Source organism: Mycoavidus sp. B2-EB (genome assembly GCF_014218255.1).
Taxonomy (GTDB): Bacteria; Pseudomonadota; Gammaproteobacteria; order Burkholderiales; family Burkholderiaceae; genus Mycoavidus.
The window spans coordinates 401,633-415,822 of record NZ_AP021872.1; the positions used below are offsets into that span (position 1 = coordinate 401,633).

Annotated in this window: 8 protein-coding genes, 1 tRNA gene and 1 pseudogene; 4 read left to right on the forward strand and 6 right to left on the reverse strand. The window is 44.9% G+C overall.

Translation table 11 applies throughout. From position 1 onward, the window contains the following. Window positions 1–8: 8 nt before the first annotated feature. The 4 genes from MPB2EB_RS01795 to MPB2EB_RS01805 are packed head-to-tail and all read right to left on the reverse strand — an operon-like array spanning window position 9 to window position 5,058. Window positions 9–1,682 carry a WG repeat-containing protein gene (locus tag MPB2EB_RS01795; RefSeq protein WP_185182176.1) on the reverse strand — a complete coding sequence of 558 codons (1,674 nt, stop codon included), beginning with the start codon at window positions 1,680–1,682 and terminating at the stop codon, window positions 9–11. Continuing rightward, window positions 1,679–2,770, reverse strand: a complete 1,092-nt coding sequence (locus MPB2EB_RS08460) for a radical SAM protein (protein ID WP_198422340.1) — start codon at window positions 2,768–2,770, stop codon at window positions 1,679–1,681. Before MPB2EB_RS08460 ends, MPB2EB_RS01795 begins: the two co-directional genes overlap by 4 nt. 48 nt (window positions 2,771–2,818) lie before the next feature. After that, complete coding sequence (locus MPB2EB_RS08465) at window positions 2,819–4,120, reverse strand: glycosyltransferase (protein WP_198422341.1); 1,302 nt, start codon at window positions 4,118–4,120, stop codon at window positions 2,819–2,821. Further along, window positions 4,117–5,058: an NAD(P)-dependent oxidoreductase gene (locus MPB2EB_RS01805; protein ID WP_185182177.1), complete on the reverse strand. Its 942-nt coding sequence runs from the start codon at window positions 5,056–5,058 to the stop codon at window positions 4,117–4,119. Before MPB2EB_RS01805 ends, MPB2EB_RS08465 begins: the two co-directional genes overlap by 4 nt. A gap of 694 nt (window positions 5,059–5,752) precedes the next feature. Between MPB2EB_RS01805 and MPB2EB_RS01810 the strand changes: the two genes are divergently transcribed. Further along, window positions 5,753–7,261, forward strand: coding sequence for a hypothetical protein (locus tag MPB2EB_RS01810; RefSeq protein WP_185182178.1), 1,509 nt, complete (start codon window positions 5,753–5,755; stop codon window positions 7,259–7,261). Between the two features lie 159 nt (window positions 7,262–7,420). On the opposite strand, the gene MPB2EB_RS01815 is transcribed toward MPB2EB_RS01810, so the two are convergent. Further along, window positions 7,421–7,496, reverse strand: a tRNA-Asn gene (locus MPB2EB_RS01815). Between the two features lie 107 nt (window positions 7,497–7,603). Then, window positions 7,604–7,927 (reverse strand): ferredoxin FdxA, encoded by a 324-nt coding sequence (gene fdxA / locus MPB2EB_RS01820; RefSeq protein WP_185182179.1) that lies wholly within the window; start codon window positions 7,925–7,927, stop codon window positions 7,604–7,606. 652 nt (window positions 7,928–8,579) lie between these two features. On the opposite strand from fdxA, the gene MPB2EB_RS08480 reads away from it, so the two are divergent. The 3 genes and pseudogenes from MPB2EB_RS08480 to MPB2EB_RS01865 all read left to right on the forward strand — a co-directional run bounded on the left by MPB2EB_RS08480 (window position 8,580) and on the right by MPB2EB_RS01865 (window position 14,163). Beyond that, entirely contained in the window at window positions 8,580–12,683 is a 4,104-nt protein-coding gene (locus MPB2EB_RS08480) for an NACHT domain-containing protein (RefSeq protein ID WP_370576609.1), read from the forward strand. Then, window positions 12,673–12,783: pseudogene (locus tag MPB2EB_RS01860) on the forward strand (IS5/IS1182 family transposase); the annotation flags it as partial. The gene MPB2EB_RS08480 and the pseudogene MPB2EB_RS01860, both read left to right, overlap by 11 nt. A 21-nt stretch (window positions 12,784–12,804) precedes the next feature. Then, complete coding sequence (locus tag MPB2EB_RS01865; protein ID WP_185182180.1) at window positions 12,805–14,163, forward strand: sodium:proton antiporter; 1,359 nt, start codon at window positions 12,805–12,807, stop codon at window positions 14,161–14,163. Window positions 14,164–14,190: the final 27 nt, after the last annotated feature.

Sequence of the window (14,190 nt, forward strand, 5' to 3'; positions counted from 1 at the left end):
CAGATTGTTTAGGCCGCTGCTTGTACGATCAAGCATTGCATCCAGGGGGTAATTGAATGGGTTTCTATTAATTGCAACGCGCTGTCTGATAAGAGATTCTTCCATTCACTTAAAAATCGCAATTTCCCCCCGCTTTCTACCAGCATATTTAAATCCAGCAGGCTGCCATCTGGGCAGTCTTCCGCTAATAACATTTCGAAAATATAGATCTTGCCCTTTTCTAATAAAGCCCGCCGAGCATGAATGAGGATCTGAACCGCTTCCTGGTTAGACCAATAGTGCAATACCCGTGGCAATAGAATCGCGTCCGCTTTTTGTGGCCAGGCTTGCAGAATTGAATGCTCTTGTAAACTATAGCGTTGGGCTGTTTCCGGCGGGAGATTTAAATGCTTGAAAATATAACTCTCGCCAAAGAGGACGGCCTGCTGGTGGGGGTGGTTTTTCAAAAGCTGTTCTAGCCAAATTTTGGCCGCGCGGCCTACACCAATCAATTTTTGATGAAGTGACCAATCTTGAGGCGCCTGCCAGGCAGAAAAATCTTCCAGCGCATAGCCGTCAAGTGCTTGATGATAATTGTGCAGCTGAGCATCGGAGGCCGTCACTTTAAAAGAGGGCAGGGGGATATCGTTGGAGCGCATCGCATCCGGTAACCGCCTCCATGCCTGAGCGTTAACATCCGACCACATACGCGCTGCCGCGGCCAGAAAACTGTGCTCTTGGGGGACTAGCCATTGGCCTTTAACGGTTAGATGCCAATGATTGCCTTCAAAATAAAGTAGATCTAATTCCCACAATGCACGCAATAAACGCTCAACTCGAGGCTTTGGCAGATTTGACATGCTGGCAATCCCTTCACTGGTGCCCGGCAAAAGGTTAAATATTTTGAGTTGCACAGCAGTGGCAAGGGTCTCAGTTCGCCAAAACCCCACCATATCGGCGGATAGTGTTTGCCATGAAAGTGGGGTCGCAGGACGCAACTGCGTAATTTTTTTACCGCTGGTATGGATGATTGCACGTTCGCCATTAGCGCTCTCAACTCTAGCGGCTCCGTTATAAAAAGGCTCAATCATGGTATAACGTTGCGGATAGAGGGCCTTACCCTGTTTGGTGAGATGGAACCATCCGCGCTCATCTTGTGCACGCGCCAATCCCTTATGAAAAATATCTAAATCAAGAAACCAGTTCCCATGCAGTAAGCGTCCTTGCTCATCAATGTGCGTATGTAATCCTTTTTCATTACAAACCACCGCAATGCCATCCTTAAAATCGCCTGCATAGACATATTTCTGGGGATAGACGGCGTTGCCGTTTCGATCAATATGAAAATAAGCGTGCGTTTTATCTTTGACGGGGCATAAACCCTCCTGGAAATTACCACACCACTCGTATCGCGTTGGATAAAGCATTTCACCGTTTGGCGTAATGTGAAACCAACCTTGCGCATCTCTCACCGCCGCTAATCCATCATAAAAACCAAAGGTTTCAATAAAACGATTTAGATAAACAGGATGTCCCTGCATATCAATATGAAAAGCACTGTGCTGATTTCGGGCCGGGGCTAGGCCAGGTTCATGATACTTTAGGACCTGAGAAAAGCGCTGCGAATATAACGGTTTACCTTCTAATACATGAAAAGTTTCGCACGGTGCAATGCTCGTTTCGCGCCACTGTAGCGGATTCATACGGACGCCCTGACAATGGGAATTCCGATCGTGCTTGTCAGCATACTCGTTGTTTTTGCAACGTCGGATTTACGCATATTGCAGCTTTTACACACTGCATGTTGCATATAGTTGGTGGCAAGTGCTTTGTATGATTGACTATTCCAAACGTCATCTAATTTTTGATCCGCCAAACTACCAAAATCACCTAATTTACGCCGGTCCTTATCAGGCGCGCAGCACGGGCTAAAGCGTCCGTCGGCTGCAACCCATGCTTCTTGTCCTAAGAAAGGACATTCTCCGCCAGGCAGTAAATCTTCCATAGCGTTTTCGGATAGTGCATAAATATTATCCAGTTGAATATTTTTACCATTAGGTAATAATTGGGAAGCAGCGACGGTTTGTGCTTGTGTAACGGCTTGATTCCAACGCACAATAGCCTGTGTATTCCGTCGCATCGATAAATCTTTAATTTCAGAAAAATGAGCCCATAAATGGTGCCCTTTAATTCTATCAACGCCTAATTTAATCCCTAGTTGGACAATATCCGCTAATTCATGAAAATTAGTTTCAAGAAACGTTAACTGTAAGGTCACTCGGCAATAATTTTCATGGGAAGAGGCATATTCATCTCGAAGCTGAATAAATTTCTGAAGATTATCCACGACCTTTTCCCATTTTGTACCCAGCATAATTTTTTCTTGAGTTTCTTTATTTGCACCATTCCAAGAAATTTTTACATCTGAAGTGACCGGAAGCAGTAAATTTGCCCATTTATTAACGCCTTTACGCGGGAATGTGCCATTCGTTGTAAGGTTTAATTTAAGATTATAATCATGACACAGATGAATAATATCTTCAAAATATGGATATATCAGTGGTTCGCCCATTGTAGATGGAATAATTTCACGTAAAGGCGTACCTTGTGCTTCAGCCAAAATTTTTTTAATTAGGTCAACCGACATACGCCGTTTCGGAAGACCTGCACTCTTTCTTTCATATTTTGTCGTACTGTATGGTGAATGATCTTCACACATGATGCAGGACAAATTGCAATCATCCGGGTTGGTATCAAAAGTAATACGCCATGGTCCAGGTAATTTATCCATGTCGCCCCTCCTGTGCCAAATAGTTAAAAAAACTTAAATATCGTTGAATTAATGAAGCAACTGCCGGTAAATGAATTCAATATCTTCTGTATGCCTATCTAATGGTGGGATATTTCCATCTTTAGATTGCAGATATCCTCTTGCGCCTAATTTTTTTGAAAAATCAGGTTCATTCACTAACCGTTGCATTTGTTCAGCCAAACTATATGGATTACGATGCTCAAATAACAAGCCATTTTGTTCGTGCTGTATATATTCAGCCATACCACCTGCATCCGCAGTAATCACCGGAACTCTGACCTGCAGTGCCTCATGAATGACAAGTGGAGAGTTTTCTACCCAGATAGAGGGGACGACAATACAGTCAACGTGGTTAAATACCTCTTGTACAATCTGTTCATTACGGTATTCAGAACGCCATTCTATGTTGTCTTGCTTGGCCTGATTTAATTCAGAAACAATAGCGTATAATCCATTTGTATTTTGAGGCCGTGGCCGCCCCCAAATAATTAGCTTACACTCTCCATCTAACAAACCAAAAGCTTGAATTAGATGTTGAATTCCCTTAGCTGGAATGTGTGTGCCAATATACCCAAAGGTAAATATTTTATCTGGAATACGGCAACGATTCTTTAAACGATGGCATGAGAAACCATAATCCAAATAAGTGACCTGGTCTTTTTCTAAGTTAAACTCATTGGTAAAACGATCATATAAGTAATGAGAGGGGGCAATAAAACGATCTACATATTGGCTGATCTCTCGCATATGACGCATACGACGATTGACCCAGTCTGCCCAATAGGCAACGTCAGTTTCCTTTTCAGATACAGCCCCTGAAAAATAACCGGCATAACATCGCTGCGCACATTTCTGATCAACCTGTTCATTACATAGCGCCCATAATTCATCGTGCGGGGCAGGGTTGCGCTGAATAAATTGGCCACGTGGACACATTAACCAATAATCGTGCAAGGTATAAACAATCGGTATCTTCTGTTTGACAATCTCTAAAATCAAAGAGGTTGATAGATGGCTTAAATGACCAATATGAACAATATCAGGTCTAAATTCTAAAAGTAAATTATAAAAAATTTGATCTACCTGTGGAATTTGGTAGCAATAACGGAATTTATCAGATGGAATATTAATAATATTTAATTTGATAGATGGGTTAAGCGTATCGGATGATACTCTTAACCTAAAATCTACAGCAAAAGAATTTTCTTCACGAGTAAAAACACAGACTTCATTTTTTTTTGATAAACCATGGCATAGCAGCTGGCTATACACTTCTGACCCCGCATTATAGAGAGGTGGATATCCATGAATGACTTTTAAGATCTTCATCGCACTGAATAGCACTGATCGACTTCGTCTAATTCCGCTTCCTGCATATATTGCTCAACCAATCTTGCAATCCCATCCTGAAGTGGTATTTTTGCTTTCCAATTTAATAAGCGATGCGCAAGCCTAGGGTTACCCAAAAAACTGGAAACATCAAAGGTACGTGACGGAGCCTCCATATATTTCACTGAATAGTGACTGGCTCTCTTTGCCAGTTCTGCTACTTGCCATAAGGTTGTAGCGCGTCCGCTCGTAAAATGTATGGTGGGCAAATCCATGCAACCCTCTTGTAATTTTTTAATGATTTTGATCAAACCATCCACCACATCATCAATATGTGTAAAATCAAGGATATTATCTTTTCCCTCAATCCGCATCACGCCACCTAATGCAGCTACGCGGCAAAAAGCTGGAATCACTCGATCAACATGATCATCGGCCGATCCATAGACACTTGAAAAACGGACCGTCGCGGTCTGCAAGCCATGTTCCCGGTATTTTGATACTAAATTCTCGGCAAAGAGTTTGGAGCGTGCATAAATATTTAACGGCAATAAATCTGCATCCTCACTAACAGGTAACCGCGTTTGCTGACCGTAGACCTCACGACTACTCGCATAAACAATCCAGGGCTGATTAGATAAGTTTCTAATGGTTTTAAGCATATTATCTGTGCTATTTACATTAATCTCCCAGCAAAGCTTTGGATTTCTTTCACCCCAAATGACCCTGGAAACGGCTGCCAGATGTACGATACCTATACATTGAGCAGCTAACTCTTCAAATCGTTTAGAGTCACGTATATCTCCATACGCTTCATGATGAGTTGGATAGTCAATATCCATTCCAACGACCTGTATTCCAAGTCTTTCTAAACAGCTCTTGAGAGCGTTACCAATGAGTCCCTTGGACCCAGTAATCAAAACTCGATTTTCGATCATTGCCTCACACCCAAAAAATATTTCAAATATTTTCTGCTTAATTTATTACTTGCCACTTAGCTTTTTGTTCGGCTAAATTTTTCTTTTAATTTCTTATACACAGAGTTTGTGTATTCACTCTTAACGGCGAAACTCTCACAAACCACTGGTGAGCACACTGCTTTTAACTGGTGATATTAAAGTAGTTCATCTTCACTAATTGTCAAGGACTGTTTTCATATTTAAACGTGGAGGCAAGCTAGCGAGTGAATGCTGAGCAAGCCTCGAAAGACGCCTGGTGAAGCGTCAATTTGTTGCCGATGAGCCGAATCAGTGGTGGGTAGCGGATGCCACGTTTGTGCCGACTGGGGCTGGTTTTACCTATCCATTTTGAAAGGAAACATTCGCAAAAAAACCACATTCAGCCTGATGACTCTCTACATGACTTAGGTGGTCTGGAGCTTTGCACAATGGATTCTGTTTTGCCTAGGGTTTAGGCCGACTTACACAATAATTTCACATCCATTTACTGTCTGCGAGAGAGAGGGGCAACTTCACCGTTAGACACAGCGTGAGTGCTGCATCTGGTAGATTCTGTTGTGCAATGACATGTCGAGATGTGATATGTTGTTAGCAAACAATATTACGTTGGAGCCGTGTTCATGGTTGGCTCCATGCCTAAAAATTTCCCCAAACCCTTGGAAGGACAATAACTATGGTTACATTCGCACTACCCCCAGCATCTCCTAGTTTAGCTCCATTGACAGTCCCTCTTTCTGCTCAAAATAGGCCTGAGCATTCACTTTCTGCTTACCATGCAAACCATAGCTCATTAGGTAGCCTGCCGTCTTTGATGCCTTCCGCATCGAACAAAACTCAGACCTCATCCGTCAACGCTAGCGACGCTACATTTGTTGAGACAATTTACACAGAATATAAGAAGGAATTGAGCTATCTTGCAGATCTCGATGCTCATGTAACCAATGACGGTGCCAATGAAGGTAATAAAGACGCTACGCTAAGTATCGACGGGCAGGTATTGCCATCCCAGCAACTTGAGGGCCACTCGTATCCAGAATTAAATCGTAGTATTCAAAGTTTACGTGTCTTAGACTGGGTTATCCGCGGTAATGACGATGCCTATAAGGAGTTTATTGGTTCTCAGAATGAACTGAAACTGTCGCGGGAAAGCTTTCAGAAACTTCACGATTTTTATCAAAACCTTGAAACCGTTTATAACGGCAAACATAGGTGGGAACCTGGTGTCTTACGGCGCACTCTAGAAGTTGCACTGGTGATGGGCGATCTTGGAAAATCGACCAAGCTGCGCGACGAACTTCGCCGCTACGAAATTACAGCTGTTGACCACGACGATTTTTATGCGCAGTTAATGGAGTCAGATTCAGCCCTGAAAACCCTTCCGAGCTTTCAAGCATTGCCTAAGCCAGCACAAGAATTGCTTAAAAAGACAGCGGATCTCGCTCATTTCGGCCATATTACTCACCTGGAAGGAGGGGCTCGGATGTTTGCTGGTATAAAAGACGAGCGACTTAAAAATGAACCAGAAGCGTTTGATTTTGCGTGGCTTGTCCATCTGTGTGATGTGGCAGGCGCACTCGGCCATAAATTTGCGCTGGGTTCAAAGGTGCTTAACCAAGCGACGTTCGAGAATATGCAGCTTACCTATGACGCATGCAAGCTTTTAAAGGATCAGAACGGGCGGGCTGCGATTAACTATATTGTGGATACTCGCAGTAAATGGTTGAAAATTAAGGATAATGATCCGGATCGTGAAGTGCTGGCGCGCTTAAGTGCGATGCTGCGTGTGACACCCTTAGATGTAGAGAAAGGGAAGCGGTTGGTGGATGCTTATAACTTACTGCCGGATGAGCTAAAAAATCAGGTCCGCAAGGAATTGAGTATTGCGGCGGCAGATCGCCTACCCCTCACGCCAACCTATGTCCCAGCAATGCTCGTTAATGCTGTTGGTCAGAAGACGGGGGAGGCTTTGCGAAGTGCATTAGAAACAAGCCTAACTCTCCTTTGCAACTCTCTATCTCTATACCGGAAAGGTATCGAGGATGGCTCTATCTCGCGGGATATTCGGCTTGAGTTTAACCATCTTGCCGGTCTTGTCAGCACGGGTGGAAAACTGGACGCAAATCAGCTCTCAGTTAATCCCAAAAACGGACAAGCTTATATCAAGCTAAAACATCCAAGCTAAAAACTTTTCTCTTTCGTTTTCTATGCCTCGGGCGTTGAGTGCGCTTCCGAGGTAAATAGAGGGCCGTCTTACGGAGTAGCGTTATCCAAAAAACTGATCCTACCTCCAAATTGCGGAGCAAATAAAAAAGGCTCGCATCGCTGCAAGCCTTTTAAAATCTGGCTCCCCGACCAGGGCTCGAACCTGGGACCTGCGGATTAACAGTCCGTCGCTCTACCGACTGAGCTATCGGGGAAAAGAACCCGCTATTCTATTGATGGGTTCAGAAATTGTCAACAAAAATCCTGTGCTTGTGCGTAAGCGTAATCCATAGCCGAGTGCTTTGCGTTACGCCAGCACACCTTATCGTTCAAGCAATGGCAACTTATTGGGTTTATCTTTCCAATCATCGGCATCAGACAGCGGTGCTTTGGTTTTGGTGATGCTGGGCCAATGTTTAGCAAGTTCTGCATTCAGCGCAATGAATTGTTGTTGTTCGCCAGGTACATCTTCTTCCGCGTAAATTGCGTTGGCTGGGCATTCGGCAACGCATACGGCACAATCAATGCATTCTTCAGGATCAATTGTAAGAAAATTAGGGCCTTCGCGGAAGCAATCGACAGGACACACGTCTACACAATCGGTATAACGGCATTTGATACAATTTTCAGTTACTACATGAGTCATGCAGCTCATCTCCTTACAAAGAGCATAATGGTTTTAAAGCTATCCAACCAATATAATAGCCAAACCTTGTTAAAGTGCGCTAAATCTTAGCAGATTGGCGAAGCATACCAGTGTACTTTGTTTTCACTTGATTAAACGATGCGCAGATCTTTCCAAAGCCTACGACATTTTTCAAGCCAAGCAAAAGATCTCTCGACCACCCAATGTTTAGGCATCACAACACATTCTATCTTCTCAAATTTAAAAGATTATGAATAGGCTCTTAGAAGGGGTTAGCACGAGCTCTTCAAGGTTAATACATGGTCGAAGTGCGTACAAACATTCAGAATCTTAGCTGCATTTGGCTTGAGCGTCAGTGAATCACTCTCGTGGTCTCAACTTTCTTCCGTTACTACGGTTCCCCGCTTGACCTTGGTCAGGCAATAACAATCGAAAAACTACGGGTTTTTAGGCCGTATTAAGGCGAATTAAGCATGGGCTTTCCGAAGCAAATTTGACATAGAATTACGCGAAGAAAACTTCGAATACTTTCGAAAGTTTTGGCGTTGCCTATGTGCCCGCTTTGGAGCAAGATGTTTTATTTGGTGAAGCTGGATTGTTAACTGTGTATTCTGAGACAAGTAAACATAAAATATAAAGAGGAGCTGTGAGCATGTTGCCCGTTTCAGGTTCGAAAATCCCCCAAACTTCCAACACCTCAACTTCCTCCAAGCTGCTGACACAGATCGATGCAATCCATGAGCAGGCGAGGGGAGAGGGGCAGAGCATTGTGCAAGCCAGCGAAAACTGTGTAGTGAGCAATCAACTCTATGGAGAGAACCATACCGTCACAACGAATTTCTTCTTAACGGCTTCCGATTCAAATGCCAGGTTAATATTTGAAAAATTAAATGTCTCTGCAGAGGCTACGCGTTATAAGCCTTTGGCCCAATTAGGCCCCCACATTGAAGAGCTAAGAGCGGCCTACCTTAATGTGCTCGAAGAAGTCGATGAGATCAGAGACGGTCTGACGTTATATATTCCCTCTGAAGGACAAGAAACGGCGGATAGCAAAATCTCTTTTACGCTGATTGAAAAAGTACGCGATTTCTTATCATCCAACAAAAAAGTGCTTTTGCTGCTTGGTGAGGCGGGTTCAGGTAAATCGACCTTTAATCGAGAGTTAACACGCACGCTCTGGGGGGAGTATCAACCATCCTCTACGGCTCCTATCCCGATTTTTATTGCGCTTGCCGAACATACGCCGTCTTGTAAGGATTTAATAGAGAGCTATTTGCTGGAGCAAGAATTTTCGCCAGAAGAGATTGCTCTGCTTCGTAAAGAAAAAAGGCTAGTTTTTATTTTAGACGGCTTTGATGAAATTGAAGATCGTACGCAAGCATTTTATACGCAGCATAAGCTCGATCACTGGAAGAATGCGCAAGTTATTATTAGTTCACGCCCCGAGTATCTTGGTAAAAATTATCGCATTCAGTTTCAGAAACGTGGTCAAACCTCGGCTTTGCAAGAATATTGGCTTTCGCCAACTTCAGATGATTGGATCACCGCATATATTCAAAAGTATATTCGGCATACCGAACGCACTGAATGGAATCTAAAACGATACCAGGATGCCTTAAATAATTTACCGACTTTAAAAGAAGCGATCCGCCGTCCATTTTTACTGCGGATGGCGCTCGATCTTTTGCCCGATTTGACCGCAAGCAAGTCAGGGCCGGTCACTCGTATTGCACTGTATGACGCATTTATATCACGTTGGTGGAACCGCTCAGAAGAGCGGTTGCTGCATATTACATTGACCTCTGAAGAGGAAAAGGCTCGATGTAAGTTGGGGCAGAGTCTGGTTGAAAAAGGGTTAAGGGCGAGCCAAGAGATGGCAATGGCTCTAACTCAAAAACGTCTTGTACAGGCCTTCTATGACCCTGAAAAGGAAGACGTTATTCCAGAAGCCTGGCGGACGTACCTTAATGAAAAGGATGCAGAAAAACGTTTATTACTGTTTAACGCTCCGCTGATTCACCAAGGGCAACACTATCGCTTTATCCATAAATCGATCCAGGATTATTGTGTGGCGCGAGCGATTTGTGGGCCGCAATTTAACAGCGCTCAGCCGGGCGTTAATGCGGCGCTCAATCAATTCTTACTGGTGGATGAACCGCTGATTCTCGATTTTTTAGCAGAACGGGTTAAGCAGCATCCTAGCTTTAAAGCACATTTGCATGCCTGGATAGAATCCTCTAAAGACCCTAGCTTTCCTGTGACTGTGGGTGCGGCGAATGCAATTACGATATTGGTTAGAGCAGGCGTGCAGTTTAACGGAGCGGATTTAAAGGGGATTAGGATACCTGGAGCAGATCTGAGTTATGGTGTGTTTGATTTATCACAGCTGCAAGGGTCGGATTTGAGTGGTACCAATCTTTATGCGAGCTGGCTGCGGCAGGCAGATTTAAGCGGCGCGCAGATGGCGGGCGTGCAGTTTGGAGAATGGCCTTATCTGAAAGAAGAGAGCTCTGTGAGGTCGTGCGTTTATTCGCCGGACGGAAAAACCTTTGCTGTGAATCTTGGATACGCGATCAACGTGTATGATGTCTTGAGTTGGGAGAAAATCTACACCTTATCTGACCATGAACAGGGTTATTGGGACCATGATAGGATAATGTTATATTCTCCTAATAGTCAGCAAATTGCCACTTACGTTGATACTAAATACGATATAAAGCATGGAAACACAGAAGTGCGGCTGTGGGATATGCGATCTGGTCAGCTTAGTCGCACCTTAAGTGGTCATAGCGATAAGATTTATAGCGTTATGTATTCACCGGATGGTGTTCGGCTTGCTTCTGGCAGTAAAGATCAAACAGTGCGGCTTTGGAATGTAGAAACTGGGGCTACTCTTTACACCTTATGCCATACCGAACCTGTTGATAAGGTTATATATTTGCCTCGCGGTCAGCAAATCGCCTTCTGCACTGAGGGTGGAGTATGGCTTTGGGATGTAGAAACTGCGGTTGCTCGTTACGCCTTAAACCATACCAAACCTATTTATGAGGTTATATATTCACACAGCGGCCAGCAGATCGCTGCCCGCAGTTCTAGTAATATATTGCTGTGGAATGTGCAATCTGGTCAGCTTAGCCGCACCTTAAGTTTAGGCAAGTTTAGAGGATTTATATATTCGCCCAACGATCAGCAGATTGCCTCCTACGATTGGGAATCAGGAGTCAGTTTGTGGGACGTACAATCCGGTGAACTTATTCACAACTTAAACAATAACAGTCCGATTCGTGGAGTAGTGTATTCGCCCAACAGTCAGCAGCTTGCTTCTTACAGTTCGGGAAATACAATACATTTGTGGGACGTGCAATCTGGTCAGCTTAATTATGCTTTAAGCGGGCATACTGACTTAGTTCGGTGCATTGTATATTCGCCTGATGGCCAGCAGCTTGCCTCTGGTAGTGACGACCATACAGTGCGGCTGTGGGATGCGCAAATCGGCCAGTATAAGCAGCATACCTCAAGCAGCCATAGCGAGACAGTTTACTGTGTTGCATATTCGCCCAACGGCCAACAGATTGTCTCCTGTAGCTATGACCATACAGTGAAGCTGTGGGATGTGCAGTCCGGTCAGCTTAACTACACTCTAAGCGGGCATACCCGTAAAGTTGAGTGTGTTATATATTCGCCTAATGGCGAGCAGATCGCTTCGGGCAGTGGCGACAACACGGTGCGTCTATGGGATGCACGGTCTGGTCAACTCGAACATATCTTAAGTGGACATACCCATTCGATTTCTTGCATTGTGTATGCACCTGACGGCCAGCAGATTGCCTCTGGCGGTGAGGACTCCACTATACATCTGTGGGACGCTCAATCTGGTCAGTCTATCGACACATTAAGCGGGCATACTCTTACGGTTTGCGATATTGCGTATTCTCCCGACGGTCAGCAGCTTGCTTCCGGCGGTGCGGATTATGCAGTGCGTCTGTGGGATGTGCAATCTCGTAAACTCCGATTCACCTTGTGCGGACATACCAACTCGGCCTTGAAGGTAACGTATTCTTCCGACGGTGAGCAGATCGCGTCCGGCAGTACGGATGGTACGGTGTGTCTGTGGGGCGTGCGATCCGGTGAGCGCATCCACATCTTACGCGGCCATCGTGGTTTTGTTGATAGAGTTGTGTATTCGCCGCAAGGGGATCAGCTCGCTTCAGGCAGTAATGACAATACTGTGCGCTTGTGGGACGTGAAGAATGGTGCTTGCCTCCGTATTTTACGTGTCCCTAAAACAGGTTATATTGGCATTAACAATAAAGGGGTTACTAGCCTTGTGTATTCACCAAAAGGTGATCAGATCGTTTTTAGTAGTGGCGATAGGACAGTGCGCTTGTGGGACGTGGAAACCGGTCGGTGTCAGATGACGATTCAAAGTTTTAATGGGATGGTGAGGAGCGTTGCCTGGAAAGAGGCGTCTAACGGCCATTATTTAGCGACTGGCGATGGCGAGGGATTCGTTCGGCAGTGGCAGATTATCAAAGAGGAAGATCAATATAAGGCGAGTCTATGCTGGAGTTCAGGGCATCCGCTTACCACGTTTGGCACTTTCATCCAGGGGGTGAGAGGTTTAAGCAAGGTGAATGAGCAACTCTTGAAGCAGCGTGGAGCAGTGTCAGCGTATCGAGATCATGAAAGTATCACAGCATCTTTCGAAGAAAACGCTGGAGCAATAACTTCTGAGGAGGATATAAGCCTGGCTTGAGAAATGCCGTAGGCTTTGGAAAAACTGTGAACGCAAGCTCAACATCAGCTTGCAATTTATACACTTTGCCTTTCTTGCTCTTTTGCTTAAAAGATTATGAACCGGCCCTTAGGAAAATAGGATGGATATTTCATTGGCTGTCCCAGTCTTGTCCGCTAAATGGAGCATACCGTTTGCGGGTATGCTGCTGTCAATTGCATTGTTGCCACTCTTGACGGCTGCTTTTTGGCATAAGCATTTCGGTAAGGTCTCTGGCTTTTGGGCGCTAGCGTTTATTTTGCCATACGCAGCGCTATTTGGCATAGGCGAGGCGAGCGAAATTGTAGTGCATGCATTTGTTGCTGAATATCTGCCTTTTATTATCTTGCTCGCTGCCCTTTATACGGTGGCAGGCGGTATTTGTGTGCGGGGTAATTTACATGGTTCACCACGGGTCAATACCGCATTGCTTGCCCTGGGCGCGGCACTGGCTAGTTTTATGGGAACGACTGGGGCCGCCATGTTGTTAATTCGTCCCTTGCTGCGCGCTAACGATAATCGTCGGCATGTCGCGCATGTGGTGATATTTTTTATATTTTTGGTGGCTAATATCGGAGGGGCGCTCACGCCGCTTGGCGATCCGCCACTGTTCCTTGGTTTTCTGAATGGCGTGGGGTTTTTCTGGACGACGGCGCATTTATTTAAACCCATGTTGTTTGTCACTCTTGTGTTGCTAGCGTTGTTCTACTTGCTTGAACGGTATTATTTTTACCACCGCGAAGAAGAACGTGTGCCTTTTCTAGATCCAACGCCTGACTCAGCTCAATTCACGATCGAGGGCAAAATAAATTTTATATTGCTTATATGTGTGATTGGACTGGTTTTAATGAGCGGTGTTTGGAAGCCTGGGATTTCTTTTAATCTATTGGACACACCACTGGCATTACAAAATCTGCTGCGTGACGTATTTTTGCTCGCGGTGATTTTTGTTTCCTTGCGCTGTACCCCAAAATCAGCTCGCGAAGGCAATGCGTTCACGTGGGAGCCGATTGCGGAGGTAGCAAAGCTCTTTGCGAGCATCTTTGTGACGATTGCGCCGGTGATTGCGATTTTGCGTGCGGGTCAGGCGGGTGCTTTGGGTTTTGTCACACAGTTAGTCAACGATGAGCAGGGGCAGCCGATCAATGCAATGTATTTTTGGATGACTGGGTTGCTTTCTTCGTTTCTTGACAATGCTCCGACCTATTTAGTGCTATTTAATACGGCCGGTGGTAATGCGGCTCACCTCATGCATGAAGGAGCGACAACCTTGGTGGCGATTTCCGCGGGCGCCGTTTTTATGGGGGCGAGCACCTATATTGGCAATGCGCCTAACTTTATGGTTAAGTCAATTGCTCAATCTAATGGGGTGCGGATGCCGAGCTTTTTAGGCTATATGGTTTGGTCGGGAGCTGTATTGCTCCCCGTTTTTGCTCTAACCACGTTAATTTTTTTCTGTTGAAACGATAAGCGTTTTTCGGTATAGGTC

Bases quoted from the DNA above. Each gene is read 5' to 3' on its own strand.
- MPB2EB_RS01795 (WP_185182176.1), bottom strand. From the start codon at position 1,682: ATGAATCCGCTACAGTGGCGCGAAACGAGCATTGCACCGTGCGAAACT.
- MPB2EB_RS08460 (WP_198422340.1), bottom strand. From the start codon at position 2,770: ATGGATAAATTACCTGGACCATGGCGTATTACTTTTGATACCAACCCG.
- MPB2EB_RS08465 (WP_198422341.1), bottom strand. From the start codon at position 4,120: ATGAAGATCTTAAAAGTCATTCATGGATATCCACCTCTCTATAATGCG.
- MPB2EB_RS01805 (WP_185182177.1), bottom strand. From the start codon at position 5,058: ATGATCGAAAATCGAGTTTTGATTACTGGGTCCAAGGGACTCATTGGT.
- MPB2EB_RS01810 (WP_185182178.1), top strand. From the start codon at position 5,753: ATGGTTACATTCGCACTACCCCCAGCATCTCCTAGTTTAGCTCCATTG.
- fdxA (WP_185182179.1), bottom strand. From the start codon at position 7,927: ATGACTCATGTAGTAACTGAAAATTGTATCAAATGCCGTTATACCGAT.
- MPB2EB_RS08480 (WP_370576609.1), top strand. From the start codon at position 8,580: ATGTTGCCCGTTTCAGGTTCGAAAATCCCCCAAACTTCCAACACCTCA.
- MPB2EB_RS01865 (WP_185182180.1), top strand. From the start codon at position 12,805: ATGGATATTTCATTGGCTGTCCCAGTCTTGTCCGCTAAATGGAGCATA.